Source organism: Corallococcus sp. AB011P, assembly GCF_003611605.1.
Classification (GTDB): domain Bacteria; phylum Myxococcota; class Myxococcia; order Myxococcales; family Myxococcaceae; genus Corallococcus; species Corallococcus coralloides.
In genome coordinates, this window is sequence record NZ_RAVX01000038.1 from 13,290 (window position 1) to 31,555 (window position 18,266).

The 18,266-nt window shown below is 69.3% G+C and carries 15 protein-coding genes and 1 pseudogene; 8 read left to right on the forward strand and 8 right to left on the reverse strand.

The genetic code is table 11. The features are described from left to right. Positions 1–92: 92 nt before the first annotated feature. The 7 genes from D7X30_RS40550 to D7X30_RS40580 are packed head-to-tail and all read left to right on the forward strand — an operon-like array spanning position 93 to position 7,615. Complete coding sequence (locus tag D7X30_RS40550) at positions 93–1,007, forward strand: hypothetical protein (protein ID WP_120568337.1); 915 nt, start codon at positions 93–95, stop codon at positions 1,005–1,007. Then, positions 1,004–1,915: an alpha/beta hydrolase gene (locus D7X30_RS40555; protein WP_120568338.1), complete on the forward strand. Its 912-nt coding sequence runs from the start codon at positions 1,004–1,006 to the stop codon at positions 1,913–1,915. Before D7X30_RS40550 ends, D7X30_RS40555 begins: the two co-directional genes overlap by 4 nt. Further along, entirely contained in the window at positions 1,912–3,141 is a 1,230-nt protein-coding gene (locus D7X30_RS40560; RefSeq protein WP_199724698.1) for an aminotransferase class I/II-fold pyridoxal phosphate-dependent enzyme, read from the forward strand. Before D7X30_RS40555 ends, D7X30_RS40560 begins: the two co-directional genes overlap by 4 nt. Before the next feature lie 14 nt (positions 3,142–3,155). Then, positions 3,156–4,082 carry an ornithine cyclodeaminase family protein gene (locus D7X30_RS40565; protein ID WP_120568339.1) on the forward strand — a complete coding sequence of 309 codons (927 nt, stop codon included), beginning with the start codon at positions 3,156–3,158 and terminating at the stop codon, positions 4,080–4,082. A 14-nt stretch (positions 4,083–4,096) separates the two neighbouring features. Continuing rightward, positions 4,097–5,065, forward strand: coding sequence for an isopenicillin N synthase family oxygenase (locus D7X30_RS40570; protein ID WP_120568351.1), 969 nt, complete (start codon positions 4,097–4,099; stop codon positions 5,063–5,065). Positions 5,066–5,074: 9 nt separating this feature from the next. After that, positions 5,075–6,430 (forward strand): hypothetical protein, encoded by a 1,356-nt coding sequence (locus D7X30_RS40575; RefSeq protein WP_120568340.1) that lies wholly within the window; start codon positions 5,075–5,077, stop codon positions 6,428–6,430. Between the two features lie 3 nt (positions 6,431–6,433). Next, positions 6,434–7,615 carry an ATP-grasp domain-containing protein gene (locus D7X30_RS40580; RefSeq protein ID WP_120568341.1) on the forward strand — a complete coding sequence of 394 codons (1,182 nt, stop codon included), beginning with the start codon at positions 6,434–6,436 and terminating at the stop codon, positions 7,613–7,615. Between the two features lie 287 nt (positions 7,616–7,902). On the opposite strand, the gene D7X30_RS40585 is transcribed toward D7X30_RS40580, so the two are convergent. The 4 genes and pseudogenes from D7X30_RS40585 to D7X30_RS40600 form a co-directional block, all read right to left on the reverse strand. After that, positions 7,903–8,661: a DUF5953 family protein gene (locus tag D7X30_RS40585; RefSeq protein WP_120568342.1), complete on the reverse strand. Its 759-nt coding sequence runs from the start codon at positions 8,659–8,661 to the stop codon at positions 7,903–7,905. A 1-nt stretch (position 8,662) separates the two neighbouring features. After that, positions 8,663–9,198: pseudogene (locus D7X30_RS43910) on the reverse strand (DUF6310 domain-containing protein). Between the two features lie 792 nt (positions 9,199–9,990). Next, positions 9,991–10,647: a dTMP kinase gene (tmk, locus tag D7X30_RS40595; RefSeq protein WP_120568343.1), complete on the reverse strand. Its 657-nt coding sequence runs from the start codon at positions 10,645–10,647 to the stop codon at positions 9,991–9,993. Then, a complete protein-coding gene (locus D7X30_RS40600) occupies positions 10,644–10,982 on the reverse strand; it encodes a hypothetical protein (RefSeq protein WP_233592105.1) in 339 nt (112 codons plus the stop codon). The genes tmk and D7X30_RS40600 overlap by 4 nt, the downstream gene beginning before the upstream one ends. A 214-nt stretch (positions 10,983–11,196) precedes the next feature. Between D7X30_RS40600 and ribB the strand changes: the two genes are divergently transcribed. Continuing rightward, positions 11,197–12,324 (forward strand): 3,4-dihydroxy-2-butanone-4-phosphate synthase, encoded by a 1,128-nt coding sequence (gene ribB / locus D7X30_RS40605; RefSeq protein ID WP_120568345.1) that lies wholly within the window; start codon positions 11,197–11,199, stop codon positions 12,322–12,324. Positions 12,325–12,349: 25 nt separating this feature from the next. Here ribB and thrC read toward each other — a convergent pair whose 3' ends face one another. The 4 genes from thrC to recG form a co-directional block, all read right to left on the reverse strand. Beyond that, the gene (thrC, locus tag D7X30_RS40610; RefSeq protein WP_120568346.1) at positions 12,350–13,681 is read right to left on the reverse strand and encodes a threonine synthase; all 1,332 of its coding nucleotides are present in this window, start codon (positions 13,679–13,681) and stop codon (positions 12,350–12,352) included. Then, positions 13,678–14,238: a hypothetical protein gene (locus D7X30_RS40615; RefSeq protein WP_120568347.1), complete on the reverse strand. Its 561-nt coding sequence runs from the start codon at positions 14,236–14,238 to the stop codon at positions 13,678–13,680. The genes thrC and D7X30_RS40615 overlap by 4 nt, the downstream gene beginning before the upstream one ends. Positions 14,239–14,329: 91 nt before the next feature. Then, positions 14,330–14,968, reverse strand: a complete 639-nt coding sequence (locus D7X30_RS40620) for a protein-L-isoaspartate(D-aspartate) O-methyltransferase (protein WP_120568348.1) — start codon at positions 14,966–14,968, stop codon at positions 14,330–14,332. 90 nt (positions 14,969–15,058) lie between these two features. Beyond that, a complete protein-coding gene (recG, locus tag D7X30_RS40625) occupies positions 15,059–18,022 on the reverse strand; it encodes an ATP-dependent DNA helicase RecG (RefSeq protein ID WP_120568349.1) in 2,964 nt (987 codons plus the stop codon). Between the last annotated feature and the right edge of the window lie 244 nt (positions 18,023–18,266).

Sequence of the window (18,266 nt, forward strand, 5' to 3'; positions counted from 1 at the left end):
AGTCTTTCGCATCAGTATATCAAGACAGACATCGCGGCCCATCCATCCATCCATTGGCTGCCGCTCCATCCCCCTCATCCCCTGGACAGCCCATGAAAAGACTCGACCCGAGCCGTCTCAAGGAATCGTTCATCAATGTCTCCACCTTCCCGGCGGACCTGGGTGAAGGCCGCTCGGCGGCTCCGGCCGGCGCGCTGCTCGACGCCGTGGTGGAGGCCGTGGAGAAGAAGAACGGGTTCGCGGTGGTGTTCGGCGTGAACAAGCTGCTCGCGGAGCGCGGGCTGGACCTCCACACCGAGTCCGGCGCCGCGCTGGCCCGCGACTATCTGGAGGGCATCTTCCGGGCGATCGCACCGCGCTTCGACCTGGCCCGCTACAGCCCCACGCCCATCTCCTACGACCGCGTGGCCAAGATGGACGTGGACGGCTTCAACAAGAACCGGAACTTCACGCCCAACAGCGACCACACGGAGAGCCGCGAGTTCGTCACCACGAAGTGCGTCCACTTCGACTCGGCGACGCCGTTCATCGCGAACCTCTACGGCCCCAACCAGAACATCAGCGGCGGCATGCCGATGATCTGCGACACGCGCCGGTTCTGCCAGGACAAGGGCCTGGACCCGCGCTCGCTCATCGAGAACATCCCCAACAACTACAACGTCGCCGTGAAGGCGGAGTTCTCCGAGGAGATCCTGCGCGACTACTCGTTCGCGCTGAAGCTCGACCTGGAGAACGACATCGTGATGATCGTCCTCCACAACGAGGTGGTGGGCGGGCTCGCCCACGCGGCCACCCAGCCGTCCCTCACCGACACGAGCAAGGCCGCGAAGCGCCCCATCCGGCACGTCGAGTACCAGGTCGCGGGCACCGACGACCTCCGGCGCTGGTACGACTACTACGGCCTGTCGCTAGAGAAGGCGACGAACCACAAGGACGACGCCAACATCACCCGCTTCGTCAGCGGCGAGCTCAACCCGTACCCGAACATCATCGAGGTGCGGGCATGACCTCGCGACAGCACGCGGAGCGCAACGCGGCGGAGATGAAGGACCTGCTCGCGTACCTGGACGCGCGGCCCTGGCCGGACGGCTATGAGGCGGCGCGGGTCCACTACGATTCGCTCGGGCTGCCCGTCGCCTCGGACATCGGGGTGGAGCCCGTCAGCGTGAACGGCATCCGTGCCCAGTGGCTCACGCCGCCGGAGTGCGATCAGGACCGCGCCGTCCTCTTCCTGCACGGCGGCGGGTTCGTCTTCGGCTCGCTCGTGAGCCATGGGCACATGGCCGCGGAGATGGCGCGGCAGGCTCGCTGCCGGGTGCTCCAGCTCGACTACCGCCGGGCACCGGAGCACCCCTACCCGGCCGCGTTGGACGACGCGACCAGCGCGTATCGCTGGCTGCTGGAGCGTGGGTTCAAGCCCGGCCACATCTCCATCGCCGGGGACTCCGCGGGCGGCGGCCTGGTGGTCTCCATGCAGGTCAACGCACGGGCCCAGGGGCTTCCGCTCGCGGGCGCCCTGGTGTGCATCTCGTCGTGGTTCGACCTGGGCATCCACGGCGACAGCTACACGTCGCGCGAGAAGGCGGACGCGCTCGTCCAGCGCAAGGTGGTGGAGGAGGTCGCCCGGCACTACCTCAACGGACAGGACGCGCGGCAGCCGACGATTTCACCCATCCACGCGGACCTCACCGGCTTCCCTCCCCTGCTCATCCAGGTGGGCGAGCGGGAGCTGCTCTTCAGCGACTCGCAGGCGATGGCGAAGAAGGCCCAGGCCCAGGGCGTGGACGTCACGTTCGAGGAGTGGCCCGACATGGTCCACGTCTGGCACCTGCACTTCCAGCGCCTTACCAGCGGCCGCGAGGCGCTCCAGCGCATCGGCCAGTTCGTGATCGACAAGACAGGAGCGCGGAAGTGACGACGCCCGGCGACGCGGTGATGGGTCCCCACCTGCACCGCAACAACCAGAAGATGATCCCCGCGAGCGAGAGCGCCTGGGCCGTGGCCCGGGAGTCGAACATGCTCAACATCCGCGTGGAGGCGGTGGACGGCCAGAACCGCCTGCGCGAGGTGGACACCGGGCACGAGTTCGCCAACCTGTGCTCCTGCTCCTACCTGGGGCTCAACAGCCACCCGGACGTCATCCAGGGCGGCATCGACGCGCTGAGGCGCGAGGGCATCACCGGCCTGTCGATGGCGGAGTTCCGCATCCGGCTGGGCCTGATGGAGGAGCTGGAGGAGCAGCTCGCGGACCTCTTCGGTGGGCCGGTGCTGCCCGCCGTCACCTCCAGCGCGCTCACGGCGGCCATCCTGCCGGTGCTCGGGTCGGGCCACCTGACGGACAGCGAGCCCCTGGTGATGGTGTTCGACAAGTTCGCGCACTTCTCCATGGCGTTCGTGAAGCCCATCGTCGCGGACGAGACGCGGGTGCTGAACTGCCCGCACAACGACATGAACTACCTGGAGGACGTCTGCCGGAAGTATCCGCGCGTGGCGTACGTGTGCGACGGCGTCTACTCCACGGGCGGAGCGACGGACCTCCAGGCGCTGCTCACGCTCCAGGAGAAGTACGGCCTCTTCCTCTACCTCGACGACTCGCACTCGCTCTCCACGCAGGGGAAGAACGGCGCGGGCTACATCCGCTCGCGGCTGCGCGAGATGAATGACCGCACGCTGATCATCGCCTCCATCGCCAAGGCGTTCGGCAGCACGGGCGGCATCGCGATGCTCGGCTCCCGCAAGCACTACGACTTCCTCTACCGGACGGGCCCCATGGGCTGGTCCCAGAGCCTGCGGACGGCGGCCATCGGCACCTCCATGGGAAGCATCCAGGTGCACCGGAGCCCGGAGCTGGCGAAGCGGCAGGAGCAGCTCCGCCGGAACATCGCCCTGTTCGACGAGCACATCCAGACCGAGCAGCGCGGTGACGGCCTGCACATCAAGGTCGTGGAGGTGGGCGAACAGGACAAGGCCGTGAAGCTCTCGCGCGAGCTCTACAAGCGAGGCTTCTACTGCTCCGCGGTCTTCTTCCCCATCGTGCCCGTGGGCAAGGCGGGCATCCGGCTGATGCTGCGCGGCGACCTGCCCACGGAACAGGTCCAGGCGTTCATCGGCCACCTGAAGGAAGTCCTCGCGACGCTGTAGGCGGGGAGCGCGCGATGGCTGCCTTCCTTTCACACGATGTCGTCACCGCGCACGGGAACCTGCCCCGGCTCGTGCGCGAGCTGGAGGCGGCGCTCACGGAGGGCCTGCATGAGCGCATGCAGGTCCCGCTGCGCGTCGCGGTCCCCTCCTCTTCCCGGCACGCCGCGTTCGTGTCGATGCCGGCCGTGTCGGAGCACCTGGGACTCTACATCAACAAGGTGGCGACCCTCTTCGAGCGGTCCGCCACGGATCCGCGGCCCACCATGAACGGCGTGGTGGCGGCGTTCTCCACGCGCACGGGAGAACTGCTCGCGCTGCTCGATGGCGCGGCGGTGACGGAGATCAAGTGCGCCGCAGTGTCCGCGCTCGTCACGGATCTCTGCGCGCGCACGGATGCCCGGACGCTGGCGGTGGCCGGCACCGGGGCGCAGGCCCGGCAGCAGGTGCTGGCGGTCCGCGCGGTCCGACCCATCCAGGAGGTGCGACTCTGGGCGAGGAACCCGGCCCGGTGCGGCGCGTTCGCCGCGGAGCTTCGCGCATCCCTGGGCGAAGTGGTGCACGTCGTCGCATGTGCGTCGCTCGACGAGGCCATTCGGGGCGCGGACGTGATTGGCACCGCGACGTCGTCGAAGACGCCGCTGGGGAGCTTCGAGGGCCTCTCCCCCAGCGTGCACATCAACTGCATGGGCGGCCACACCGTGGAGGCCCGGGAGGTGCCGCTCGAACTGCTGCGCACGTCGACGGTGATCGTCGAGGACCTGGCCACCGCGCTCGCGGAAGCCGGGCCGGTGCACGCCAACGCAATCACCCTGGGGCAGCTCGTGCGGAGGGACAGCGGTCCCCTGCGCTCGAGCCGCACCATCTTCAGCTCGACGGGACACGCCTTCCTGGACGTCCTCACGGTCGCGCATGTGCTGCGCGAGCGGGAGCTGAGTCATTGAACCTGGAGGAGCACATGATGAAGGAGTTGCCCCGAATCGATTTGACGTCCGCGACGCCAGGGTCCGAAGCCGAGCGCCGTGCGGCGTTCGAGATCGACCGGGCCTGCAAGCAGGTGGGCTTCTTCACCCTGAGCGGTCACGGCATCTCGCCAGCGGTCTTCGAGGACGCCTATGGCCTCTCGCGGGCGTTCTTCCGCCTGCCGCTCGAGGCGAAGAACCAGTGCCGGTTGAAGTCCGGCTTCACCATGGCCGCGGACGACTACACGCCCTACGGCTACAGCGGCATGCTGGAGGAGAACGCCTACGCGTACATGGGCCGCAAGGGGCTCCCCAGCGACTACGTGGAGAAGTTCAGCGTGGGCCGGCTCATCGAGGACGACAGCGCGAGCCTGCCGTTCAGCGAGGAAGCGGAAGGCCAGCGGCTGCGCGCGGCGCTCAAGGCGTACTTCCGGGAGTGCGAGGCGCTGACGGCCCGGCTCACGGAGCTGTTCAGCATCGCGCTGGACCTGCCTCGGGACTTCTTCGCGAAGAAGACCTCCGCGTCCACCGACTCGCTGCGCTCCCTGCTCTACCCGCGGCTCAACCCGGAGTTGGTCAACGACCAGGGCATGGGCGAGCACACGGACGGGACGCTGTTGACGGTCCTGGCGCAGACGGGCCCCGGCATCCAGGTGAAGGAGCGCGGGGGCTCATGGATCACGCCCACGTTGGAGCGGAGGGATCACCTCATCGTCAACATCGGCGACTTGATGGCCCGCTGGTCCAATGACGAATACGTGTCCACGCCACACCGGGTCGTCCTGTCCGGGGGCGAGCGTCAATCCCTGGCGTTCTTCAAGCTCGCCAACGACGACGCGCTCATCGAGTGCTTCCCCAAGTTCTGCAAGGACACGCCCGCGAAGTACGAACCCGTCGTCTACAAGGCCTTCTCCCTCCAGAAGATGAACGCGCTGTTCGGTGTCGGCGACGCCGGACGCCCCTGAGGCCCACCCATGATCGGTGCATTCAACGAAGCGTTCCTCGCCGCCCTGGAGGAAGGATGGTCGCCCGAGCGTGATGCAAAGGCGCACGCGAGCACGATCGCCGCCATCCACGACCTGGACTCTCCCATGTACGAGAAGAGCCAGTTCGCGCACCCGCTCCTCTTCAGCGAGGCGGAGTTCCAGGAGCTGAGCCGTGCGTGCCGCCACCTGCTCTCCGCGCAGCTGAAGCTCATTGACCACCTCATCGACACGCGCTCGCGGGAAGGCCTGCTGGACCTGCTGCGGATGCCGCGACGGCTCGTGGACTTCATCCACTGGGACAACCTGCGTCACGGCGACGCGACGATTGGCCGGATGGACGTCGTGCCGACGCGGCAGGGCTACTTCTTCTGCGAGTTCAACATCTTCCCCGGCGTGGGCGGAGGCGAGGCCTTCGAGGGTTCCCGCGCTGCCACGGAAGCGCTGGGCTTTCCCATGACCGGGTTGATGAACAGCCCGCTGAGGGACCTCGCCGTGCTGTACGCGGAGGCGTGCCGCAAGCGGGACCTGCGCCGGGTGGTGATCCTCGACTCCACCGGTCACTCGCAGCTGGGGTATCCGCGTCAGGAGTACCTGAAGCGGTACCTGGAGGAACTGAACCCGGACGTACCGGTCCACATCCTCGATGAGGTCCGCTACCCGGAGGCGTGGCTGACGCGTGAGGAGGCCGAGCGCACGCTCATCCACCGCATGTTCACCTACGAAGAGGTGACCGACGGCTTCGTGTTCCTGGAGAAGCTCTGGGCGAGCGGCGCGGTGCTCACCAACGGTTTCGAGCCGGAGCTGCGGATGAGCAAGCGGTTCCTCGCGCTGATGTGCGAACCGGGCCACCACGCGCTGTTCAGCGACGAGGAGATGGCCGCCATCCAGAGGTACCTGCCGCATGCCTTCTCCTTGTCGGAGGAGAACCTGGCGGACGCGCTGCGCGACAAGACCGGGCTGGTGTTCAAGATCGACGACAGCAGCTCCTACGGCGGCAGCGGCGTGCTGATGGGGACGGACTGGCCCGCGGACGTGCTGGAGCAGAAGCTGCGCGAGCCGGGCATCGAGCGGTGGATCTGCCAGCGTGTCGTGGAAGCGGAGACCGTCCGGCTGCGCGCGGCAGGTGACTCAGCCCCGGCGGAGTACCGGCTGGTGCTGGGCTTCTACTCCTATGGCGGCAAGCCCACTGGCTTCCTGGTGCGCGGCAGCCGCACTTCGAAGGTGGTGAACATCACCAGTGGAGGCAAGCTGGGGTGGGCGTTCGTCGTCTCCGAGGAAGGACGCCAGGCCTTCATCCGTCACGCGCGGGGCCGCGCGGAGGACGTCACTGCAAGGAGTGCATGAACCATGGCGGCGAACCTCATCCTTCTGGGCGCGAGGCAGTTCATCACGGAGCGGGCGTGGCAGCTGGGCCTGCGGCCGTTGATCATCCAGCAGCCGGGCCTGTCCGATGACCACGTGAATCGGCAGTCCGACCGGGTCCTGCTCATGAGCTACGACGACCCGGCGCTCATCCCCATGCTGAAGGCCGCGCACGCGGTGACTCCGTTCGTGAGCGCCATCACCGTCGCGGAAGAAGCGCTCATCACCTGCGCGCGCATCAACCAGGCACTGGGACTGCCCGGGACGCCGCTGGAGCTGGCGGAGAAGACGCGCGACAAGCCGGCCATGCGGCGGGTGCTCGACTCCGGCGGGTTCTCACCCGTGCAGTGGGCGCCGGTGAAGACGCAGGAGGAAGCCGTCGCGTTCGGCGAGCGCCAGGGCTATCCGTTCATCCTGAAGCCCGTGGACGGCGTGGGCAGCATCGACGTGCGGCTCGTGCGCGCCGCCGCGGATCTGGACGGCGTGCTGAACGGCCGCGCGTCGTGGATCGCCGAGGAGTACCTGGACGGCCCCGAGTACTCCGTGGAGTGTTTCTCTTTCGCGGGGCGCCACGTCATCCTGGGCATCAACGAGGAGACGAAGAGCACGGACCCCAACGGCAGCGCGTTCCTGGAGGTCGCGCACCAGGTCCCCGCGCCGATGAGCCCCGAGCGGGACCGCGAGGTGCGCGACTTCATCCGGAGCTTCCTGGACGTGCTCGGGCTGAAGGACGGCCCTTCGCACACGGAGCTGAAGTACACGGCGCGCGGCCCGCGCATCGTGGAGACGCACACGCGGCTGGGTGGCGACCGCCTGTGGGACCTGGTCCGGCTGAGCACCGGGCATGACCTGCTGGACATGACGCTCCAGTGGGCCATGGGGACACTGAAGCCCCTGGAGGCGGATCCAGTGCCTCGGGGCGGCGCGGCCATCCAGTACTTCACCCCGCCCCCCGGCAAGCTCAAGCGCATCCACGGCGCGCTGGCGCTGAAGCGGCTGCCGGGCGTGGTGGACATCTCACTGGCGGTGGAGCTGGGAGGCACCATCCGACAGGCCCTGAAGTCCGAGGACCGCGCGGGCTATGTGCTCGCCTACGCGGACACCGTGCAGCAGGCGCAAGCCGTGTGCAGGGAGGTCAGCCAGCGGCTCGTGTTGGAGACCGCGTAGACAATGCTTTCTCCGGCGCGGCGGTAGGGTGGAGCCCGCACCGGGCGGTGCGAAACTCCCAGCAGAGTCGCGCCCTTGCCTCGCAAACGCTCAGAGCGACTCGGATTCGAAATCCCGCCTCATGCCCTGTTGTCCCGCGCCATCCCAAGCCATTCCGCAGGGACATGCGACATACGTGCAGCATGGCGCCAGCCCTCCGGGCCGTGAGGGCTGGCACCCATCGCAGACACCCGCGCAGCGGGGCTCTTTCCTACAGCCGGAGCGGCGTGCCGGGCCCCTGAACCGGGTCAAGGTGCTGCACGCCCGCCGACCTCCGGGAAGCGCTCATAGGCCCGCAGGAGCGAGTCCAGATGAGCGGGGTTATCCAGATCGAGCGGCGCGTCGGTGAGTTGCACGACCCACCCGCCAGATGCCGTGCGCCGCGCTCGTGAAAGCAGGTCCGCGTCACGAGCCAGGTCTGGGAACCCGATGGCCCGTGCGGCAGCGGAAGACCAGTAGTTCAGCCACCCGAGAAAGTGCGGAACTTCAGGCGTGGACCTGTCCCATGGGAGCTTGAGCGCCGGCAGCCCGTGGGGCGGAACGTGCAGCTCATCGCCGGGATGGAGGAACTGTTGCGCCACGATCCCACCATAACCGCTCGGCGACGCATGCCCCCATACCGCGCGCGCGCCCTCCGCTATCCCTGCAAGCACGTCGACAGCTCCCGCGATGCCGACTGCGTCTAGTCGCAGGTCCGCATGGATTTCAAAATGCGGCGGCCCCGCTGCGGCAAGACCGTTCGGGTTTTCCAGTCCGGCAACCGTCACGGGCTGGTTATCATCATCGTTGCAGAGGAACGGAAAACCTCCGTTTGTCGTATTGGCCGCGACCCATTCGTCACGTTGAGGCAATGCGATAAGGTCTGCCTTTTCCGACATCGTCCACCCCAAGCGCAAGCCAGGCAGCGCACGCTCCATTGCCTGGACAACCGCGGTCGGGCGTTCGTCGTTGTCCTTGAGCGCAGGCGCGTGGGCGATAATGATGAGGGTTCTATGAGCGGCCGTCATCTCAACACCAATCCATGACAACAACTTTCAGGGTGGGATCTTCGTCGAACAGCACCGCTTTATGCGCGGCGCTTCGCACTCCAATGGTGAAGTTGTACCCGCAGTCCCTTGCGAGCTTGGCTTCGCGCCGCAGTTCAGGCAGTTTCATTCTGACACAGAACCGTTGAGAGCGTGGCGGCTGCTTCTCAAAGTCATCCGTCTTGACATCCCACAGCGTGCGAGTGGCGAGCACCAATCCGTCGAAGTTCTTCCATTGACGAGCACATCCCAGCCGGGGAAGCTGTTGTTGGGAATCCTGTCAGCGCATTCGTTGTGTGGATCGTTGCCGCCCAAATGTCGCACCGGGATGGGCCTGCACTCGGAATGGCGCTCGCGATCCGGTGACTCGGGCGGCACCGGGGGAAGCCAGTCCTGCCCCGCTGGCTCGGGCTTCAGCTTGGGCTTGCGTTGCACTTCAGCTTCCCGGGACGCCACCTTCGTTCCTCGTGAGGTCCCTGCTTCTTCGGGGTAGGCGTGGCGAAGTTCATACGCATCCATCGCTTCTTTGATGGCGACGCCGACCACCAACCACCACGCCAAGCACGATCACGGCTCCCACTGCAATCTCAGGAGCCGCCAGCACACAGAACCCGAGTCCCACGGCTGCGGCATCCGCTGAGGCGACCGCGCATCTTCCCGTGGTGTCGTGGAACTCGATTCGGTCATGCTCGAGGGTCCGGTAGCACTTCTCCACCAGCACGGGCCAAGGCTGGGAAGCCTCTCGGACGACGCACTGTCCTCCGTCAGTCCACGGCAGCTTCGCTGCTCGCTGGAGGTTGGCGAGCCTCGGGTTCCGCACCGTTCGCTCATTTCGGGTCGGCGCCGACGTAGCGCAGGCCGAGAGAAAGAGCAGAATTGCGATGCAACCTCGGAGACGCATCATGGTCGCGTCCCTTCAATCAAGCGCGATGCAAGGGGTCAAGGCTCGTCCGCCCGGAGGATGCCAGCTCTCGCAGACGTCGATGGTATTCGGAGCGCGGCAGCACTGCCCGGAGCGCACCAGCGGTGCGAAGACGCGCAAGCACCATGAGCCACGCCAAAGAGTCCGGCGTTTGCCGAAGCCATCCAGGACATCGCCAAGAGGTGCCCGGAGGCGAACACCATCCACCTGGTGGTGGGCACGCGACCATCGAAATGATGATGCGCTACGCCCACCTGAGCCCTGACAGCCGCAGGACGGCGGTCAACGTCCTGGACCGGCCTCTTTCGACAGCTCCGTGCTGGAGCTGTTGTGGACGCTCGTCCGCGGCTTCCGCGTCGCGGGAGCACCCCACCCTCGACAGCCGGGGCTCAGCGCTTGCGCGCGAACAACCGCCGCACTTCCTTGAGGCACGCGTCCGTCACGGCCTCCACGGACAGCTCTCCGTCGACGTGCACGATGCGCTCGCGCTTCGCTCGCAGCGTGATGGCCTTGAGGTACTGCTTCGCGATCCGCCGCTGGGCCTCGTCCGCTTCGAACAGCTCCGCGGGGCCTCCGCGCACGGCCCGGCGCTTCGCCGCGACCTTGGGATCCACGCCCACGAACAACGTCAGGTCCGGCGACACCGCGTGCGCGTTCACCGTGTCCACCCACGCCATGGGCAGGCTCGCGCCCTGGTACGCCAGCGAGGACAGCACGTAGCGGTCGCACAGCACCACCTTGCCCGCCTCCAGCGCCGGCAACACCCTCGCGTGCAGGTGATCCGTCCGGTCCGCCGCGAACAGCAGCGCCAACGTCTCCTGCGCCAACGGCCCCCGGCCGTGCGGCAAGCCCAGGCGGCCCGTGAGCGCCTGGCGCAGCATCGTTCCCACCGGACCGTCGGACGGCTCGCGCGTCGTCACCACCGCGTGCCCGTCCGCCCTCAGCGCGGACGCCAGCCGCTCCGTCTGCGTGGTGGTGCCCGCGCCGTCCAGGCCCTCCAACACGATGAATCGCCCCGGCAGGGCGACCTTCCTGGCGGCGCTCACCGGGGAAGGAGCGCCGCGGGGTTGTCCAGGTGCAGCTCGCGGCGCAGCGCGAGCAACGCCTCGTACCGCTGCAACTCCTCCGTCAGCACCGCGCGACCCTTGCGGTAGCTGAGGAAGCCGTACACCAGCAGCCCCAGCGACAGGAGCGTGGCACCCCAGGCCAGGAACGGCGTGCGCAACGAGTCGTAGAACAGCTTCCCCGCCGCCCCTGAAATCAACATGAAGGCGATGATGGACACACCCGCGTGGGTGAAATGGGTGGTGCTCTGCCGGGTCGACAGGCTCTCCTGCAACTGGTCGAACCGGGCCCGCTTGTCCTGGATGTCTGCGCTCACGGAGCCGAGCACCCTACATCACGCGCCCCAGCCCGTCGAGTCGCACGCCGGCCAGCACCCACCTACACGGACGCGCAGTCCCAGCTTGCGCTCATCCCAGCCATTGAACGGACGCACGCTCGGTCCCCGGGCATGGCTTGCCACCCCACCCCCCTCGCGTTACATGCCGCGAACCATGCCTCTCCACGTCGTCAGCAGGATGAGTTCCCCCGACATGAGCCGTGACTCCGAGTTGAACACCATCGAGGAGGCCATCCGCGACATCCAGGCTGGCAAGTGCGTCATCGTCGCCGACGACGAGGACCGCGAGAACGAAGGCGACCTCATCATGGCCGCCGAGCTCGCCACCCCCGAGATGCTGGCGTTCATGGTCCGCCACACCAGCGGCATCATCTGCCAGCCCATGCTCGCCGAGCGGCTGGACTCGCTGCGCCTGCCCCAGATGGTGGCGGAGAACACCGAGTCCCACCGCACCGCCTTCACCGTCTCCGTGGACTTCCGCCACGGCACCACCACCGGCGTCTCCGCCAGCGACCGCACGAAGACCATCCGCGCGCTCGCCGACCCGAACAGCACCGCGGATGACTTCCTGCGCCCCGGCCACATCTTCCCGCTGCGCTACCGCGAAGGCGGCGTGCTGCGCCGCGCGGGCCACACCGAAGCGGCCGTGGACCTGGCGCGGCTCGCCGGCCTGCAGCCCTCCGGCATCCTCTGCGAGCTGGTGAAGGACGACGGCACCATGCAGCGCATGCCGGACCTGAAGCAGTTCGCGCGCGAGCACGACCTCAAGCTCGTCACCATCGCGGACCTCATCGAGTACCGCAGCCGCAAGGACCGCCTGGTCCGCCGTGAGTCCGGCCAGAGCGTCGTGCGCACCCGCCACGGTGAGTTCACCGCCCTCACCTACACGTGGACGCCCGACGGCGCGAAGTCGCTCGTCCTGGTGAAGGGCGACCCGTCGAAGACCCAGCCCGCCCCGCTGGTGCGCCTGCACGGCGCCTGCGCCATGGGCGACGTGTTCGGGTCACCGGACTGCAAGTGCAACCTGCTGCTGGACCGCGCGATGGAGACCGTGGCGCGCGAGGGCACGGGCGTCATCGTCTACCTGCCCGGCATGCACGGCAACGACTTCGGCATCCACCACAAGCGCGCGGGCGACGGCAGCAACGCGTCCGTCAGCCGCGCGGCCAACGAGTCCCGCGACGTGGGCATGGGCTGCCAGATCCTCACCGACCTGGGCGTGAGCACCCTGCGCGTGATGTCCAACACGGACATGACCTACCGGGGCCTCTCCGGCTTCGGCCTCACCATCGAGTCGCGCCTGCCGCTCGAGGTGGAGTAGCGCGACCCGGGACGCGCGCGAGGCTTCAGCCCAGGTCCTTCAGGGCCTCGCGCACGGCGGACAGGTCCGCGGGCAGCTCCACCGGCGGGTTCGCGTGCGCGGCCTTCACGTCGCTCAGCGTCTCCCGGTGGTAGCCCACCTTGAAGTCCGCGAACTTCAGCCCGTGCGCGGTGGCCACCACCGCGACGCTGGAGCCCCTGGCCATCACGCCCGACGCGGCCAGCTTCTCCACCGCCGCCAGCGCGACGCCCGTCTGCGGACAGGCGAAGGTGCCCTCGCGGTCCGCCCGGGCCGCGGCGTTCGCCAGCTCCGACTCCGTCGCCTCCTCCACCACGCCGTCGAACGCGCGCAGCATCCGCACCGCGCGGCGGAAGGACACCGGGTTGCCAATCTGGATGGCGGACGCGAGCGTCGCTCCCGCCTGCATGGGCACCAGCTCCTGGAAGCCGCCCCGGAAGGCGCGCGCCAGGGGGTTGGCCCGCTGCGACTGTGCCACCGCGATGCGCGGCCGGCGGGTGATGAGCCCCAGGTTGAAGAGCAGGTCCAGGCCCCGGCCCAGGGCGCTCGCGTTGCCCAGGTTACCGCCCGGGATGACGATCCAATCCGGCGGCTCCCAGCCCAGGTCCTGGCACAGCTCGATGGCGATCATCTTCTGGCCCTCGATGCGCAGCGAGTTCATCGAGTTCGCCAGGTACAGCCCCGTGTCCGCCGTCACCGCCTGCACCAGCTTCATGCAGCCGTCGAAGTCCGTGTCCAGCGACAGCACGCGCGCCCCGTTGGCGATGGGCTGCACCAGCTGCGCGAGCGACACCTTGTTCTTCGGCAGGAACACCACCGCCGGGATGCCCGCCGCCGCGGCGTACGCGGACAGCGCCGCGGACGTGTCGCCCGTGGACGCGCACGCCACCGCGCGGATGGGCGTGCCGCGCGAGCGCAGGTGCTTCACCGCGGACACCAGGACCGTCATCCCCCAGTCCTTGAAGCTGCCCGTCGGGGAGACGCCGCACTCCTTCAACATCAGCGAGCCCAGCCCCAGCTCCGCCGCCATGCGAGGCAGCGGCTTGAGCGGCACGCGCCCTTCTCCCAGCGAGACGATGTCCTCCACCGGCAGCTCGGGCAGCGCCCACTCGCGCTTGCCCCAGACGCCAGAGCCGTCCGGCAGCCGGGACGTCGCGAAGCGGGACTCGAAGCGGCGCTTCCACTCCGCCGCGGGGATGGCGCGCAGGGCGGCCTCGTCGTGGGCCACCTCCAGCAGTCCTTCACAGCGCGGGCAGCGGTAGACGACGTCCCACAGCGAGGCGGTGAAGCCGCAACCCTCGCTGCACGCGTAGCCCGCCTTCAGCGCCGGGGCCGTCACGCCTCCACCTTCGTGCCGCACGCCACGCACGCGCGGCCCGGCCAGGCCGGCACGTGGCAGGAGGGACAGGGCACGCGCTCGCCGTCGTCCGCGCCCCCGCGCTTCGCCGTCACGGGCGCAGCCACCCGGGTCCGGGGCAGCCGCATGCCGCAGCCGTCACACAAGAGGCCCTCCGCCTGGACATGGCGGCAGTAGCGGCACGTCACCGCGCCCACCGGGGCGGCGGTGCGCACGCCGTCGTCCTGCGCTCGGCCCGTGTCCAGGTCCATCATCTGCGCGACGGGCACGTCGCCCGTGGCGCCCGAACGGGTCAACTCCAGGTCGGGAACGACCATCGCCGGCAGGTCCGGCCCCGAGCGCAGCCGCGTCAGGTCCAGCTCCGGCAGCACGGGCGCGTCCACCGGCACGCGGCCCCCCGCGTGGTGCGTCAGCTCCAGCTCCGGCAACGGGGCCACGACAGGCGCGGGGATGTTCATGAGGCCGGGGAAGCGCTTGCCACAGCCTTCGCACTCTTCGCCTTCCGACTGCACGTGGTCGCAGACCGGGCAGATGATCATGGGCGGGACGTTACCGGTCCCCTCTCCGCTCGGCAACGCGACCCCGGGACGCGGGGAGTGGGCATGCAGGCGCGCGGCCTGTCGCACCCGCTCAGCCCGGGGCGGAGGAGCCCAGGCCCACCATGGGGACGAAGCGCACCGGCAGCAGGTGCTCCACCCGGGGCAGCATCCCCGGCTGTCCCCGGCGGATGCGCAGCAGCTCCTGCGTCTCGTTCACGGAGCCCACGGGGATGACCATCCGCCCCCCGGGCCTCAGCTGGCGCAGGAGCTCCCGGGGGACCTCCGCCGGCGCGGCGGTGGCGATGATGGCGTCGAAGGGCGCGACCTTGGCCCAACCCTGGGAGCCGTCCCCCTCCCGGTAGAACACGTTGGTGAAGCCCAGCCGGTGGAGCAGCCGCCGGGCGGGCCGGGCCAGCTCGCGGACGATCTCCACCGTGAAGACCTCGCGGGCCAGCATCGCGAGCACCGCCGTCTGGTAGCCGGAGCCGGTGCCGATCTCGAGCACGCGCTCACAGCCGCGCAGGCGCAGGGCCTCCGTCATCAGGGCCACCACGTAGGGCTGGCTGATGGTCTGCCCGTGGCCAATGGGTAACGGCACGTCCTGATGGGCCGAGTCCCGCGCACCCAAGGGCACGAAGTCCGCACGGCTCAGGTTGGCGATCGCCGCGAGCACCCGTCGATCCCGGATGCCCTGCCGCGCCAGATACTCCGCTCGGCCCCAGTCTCCCATCGCGTCCGTCCCCCGTGGTCCTCCAGCAGGAAAAGTAAGCACGACGACAGTCCGGGGCAATCCAGGGGGCCGGCGCAGGCCTCCTCGGGCCTACCCCACCCGGGCAAGCGCGAGCCGGCCCTCCCAGCGCTCCTCCAGCGCCTTCACGAGCCCCTGGTGGTCCGGCTTCTGGAGCTGGGGGTCGGCGTCCGTGATGCGCCGCGCTTCCACCTGGGCGAGCGACAACAGGTCGCCGTCGCGCACGAGGTTCGCCACGGCCAGCTCCGGGAGGCCGCTCTGCCGCGTGCCCAGGAACTCGCCGGGGCCGCGGATCTCCAGGTCCTTCTCCGCGATGACGAAGCCGTCGCTGCTGCGCTCCATCACGCCCAGCCGCTCGGTGGACTCCCAGGAGCGCGCGGCGCCCGCGACCAGGAAGCAGTAGCTGGCCGCGGCGCCACGGCCCACGCGCCCGCGCAGCTGGTGCAGCTGCGACAGGCCGAAGCGCTCCGCGGCCTCCACCACCATCACGGACGCGTTGGGCACGTCCACGCCCACCTCCACCACCGTGGTGCAGACAAGCAGCTGGATGCGCTTGTCGCGGAAGGCCTCCATCACGGCGTCCTTCTCCTCCGGCTTCATGCGCCCGTGCAGCAGGCCCACGCTGGCGTTGGGGAACACCACTTGAAGCTTCGTCGCGCCCTGGGTGGCGTCCTCCAGGTCCAGCTTCTCCGACTCCTCCACCAGCGGATAGACGATGTAGGCCTGGTGGCCCTTGGCCAGCTCCGCGCCCACCGCTTCGTAGACGCGCGCGCGCTGCTCGTTGTTGAAGACGCGCGTGGTGATGGGCGTGCGGCCCGGCGGGAGCTGGTCGATGATGGACACGTCCAGGTCGCCGTAGAGCGTCATCGCGAGCGTGCGCGGGATGGGCGTGGCGGTCATCACCAGCACGTCCGGCGTGAGCCCCTTGCTCATGAGCGTGTGGCGCTGGAGCACGCCGAAGCGGTGCTGCTCGTCGATGACCACCAGCCCCAGCTTCTGGAAGGACACGCCGCCCTCCAGCAGCGCGTGCGTGCCCACGGCGAGGTGGATGTCGCCCTTCGCCACGGACTCGCGCACCTCGCGCTTGTGCTTCGCGGTGCCCGCCGCGCTGATGAGCCCCACGCGGTAGCCCAGCGGCTCCAGGATGCGGCGGAAGGTGCGCTCGTGCTGTTCGGCCAGGATTTCAGTGGGGGCCATCACCGCCACCTGGTAGCCGTCCTGGAGCGCCACCATGCCGGCCACGAGCGCCACGGCCGTCTTGCCGCTGCCCACGTCGCCCTGCACCAGCCGGTTCATGGGCTCCGGGCGCGCCATGTCCCGGGAGAGGTCCCCCACCACGCGCGCCTGCGCCCCGGTGAGCTGGAAGGGCAGCGCGGCGCGCGCCTTGTCCAGCCGCTCCGGGGCGACATTGAAGGCGATGCCCTCCTCCGCCTTGACGCCCTGGCGCTTGAGGGCCATGCCCAGCTGGAGGAAGAACAGCTCGTCGAACGCGAGCCGGCGGTGCGCGGGGCTCTGGTGCGCGTCCAGCGCCTCCAGGTCCGCGTCGTCGGGCGGGAAGTGGATGAAGCGCAGCGCGTCCGGCAGGCCCATCAGGTGGTAGCGGCGGCGCAGGTCCGCGGGCAGCGGCTCTTCCAGGTGGTGCGCGTGCTGCTCGCTGATGCGCGAGGCCAGCTCGCGGAAGGAGCGCTGCTCGCCGCGCTCGAAGCCCGGGTAGACGGGGACGATGCGGTGGAAGTGGACGGAGGTCGTGTTCTCCAGGTCCTCGGCGGGCTCCAGCTCCGGGTGGGCCATCTCCCGGCCGTTCATGGAGGCGCGCACCTCGCCGGAGAGCACCAGCTGCTTGCCCACGGAGAAGCGGCTCTTGAGCCACGGCCCGGCGTTGAAATAGGTGGCGGCGATGCTGCCGGAGCGGTCCCCCACGACGGCGCGGAACATGCGCTTGCCGCCACGCCCCGGGACGAAGTCCGCCGTCTTCACGGTGCCCACCGTCACGCCGCGCTCGCCGGGGATGAGCTCCGCGATGGTGCGCAGCTTGCGGCGGTCCTCGTAACAGCGTGGCAACAGGAACAGGATGTCGCCGGTGCGGCGCAGGCCCTTCTTGTCGAGCACGGCGACAAGGCGCGGCCCCAGGCGCTTGCCCAGCGTCTTGAGCGGCGCGGACAGCGGGCCCGTGCGCGGCGCGATGGACAGCAGCTTCGCCTCGGAGCGGGACGCCTCCGCGCCCACCGCCTTGGCCTTCTTCTTCCGGGCCTTCTCCGTGGGAGCGCGGTCCGCTGGCGGAGCGCCCTTGCGAGGGTCGGTGCTCGCATTGGGCTTCGCGCCCGGAGCACGGGCCGGCGCACCCGCGGGAACGGCTGCGTTCCGGGCCGCGGCCATGCGCGCACCGTAAGGCTGGGCGTCGCCTTGCGCGGGGCCTGTCGAGGCGCCCCGGGATGCCGCCATGCGCGCGCCGTAAGGCACCGGCTCGCCCTTCACCGGGCCTGCATTCCCGCCTTGGGGACCCGCTCCGGGCGAAGGCGAACGGGCCTGCTGCCGGGATGCGGGCGCAGGCGTTGCCGCCGGAACGGCACCGCCCACCGGCGGCACGGGGTCCTGCGAACGCCATGGCGGCACGGTGTTGCCACGCGCCTCCAGCGTCCCCGGCGGCGGCGTCAACCGGCGGCGCGACGGCGCGGGGTTCAGCTCCCCTTCCAGCACGTGCGCACGCTCCGGCGACCGGGGAAAGCTCGCCGCCACGGCGTTGATCTCCCCTGTGACGACCACCCGCTCCAGCTCCTCCGGCAGCACCACGCCGCTGAGCTTCAGCGCACCCAGCACCTGGCGCAGCGCGGCCTTGCGGTGCTCCGGCGGCGCGGGCGGATCCACGTGCGGCAGCGCCGCCCTCAAGTCCTCCAGGGCGCGCGCGTCCACGCCCCCGGCCGACTCCAGGGTGCGCTCCATCAGCGTGCGCAGATCCCGCACGGTCCCGAGCTGGGCGAAGTCACGCTGACACGCGTACTTGAGAGGTCTGATGAGGCTGGCGAGCGGGTGGTTCACGCGGGATTTCCAGCCTCCATCCTACGAAGCGCTCCTGACGCCGCAGGGAAAACGAAACCGGGGGAGCGAGCCCAGGCCCGCCCCCCCGAAGGACACCCGGCCAGCCGGGCCTCAGCGCTAGGGGCTGTCCCTGATTAGCGCAGCCAAAGAAGCATGGAGGCGACATGCAGGACGGCGAGGTAGCTGCTCGCCGTCTTGTCGTAACGGGTGGCGGCGGCGCGAAAACGCTTCAAGTCGTGGAAGA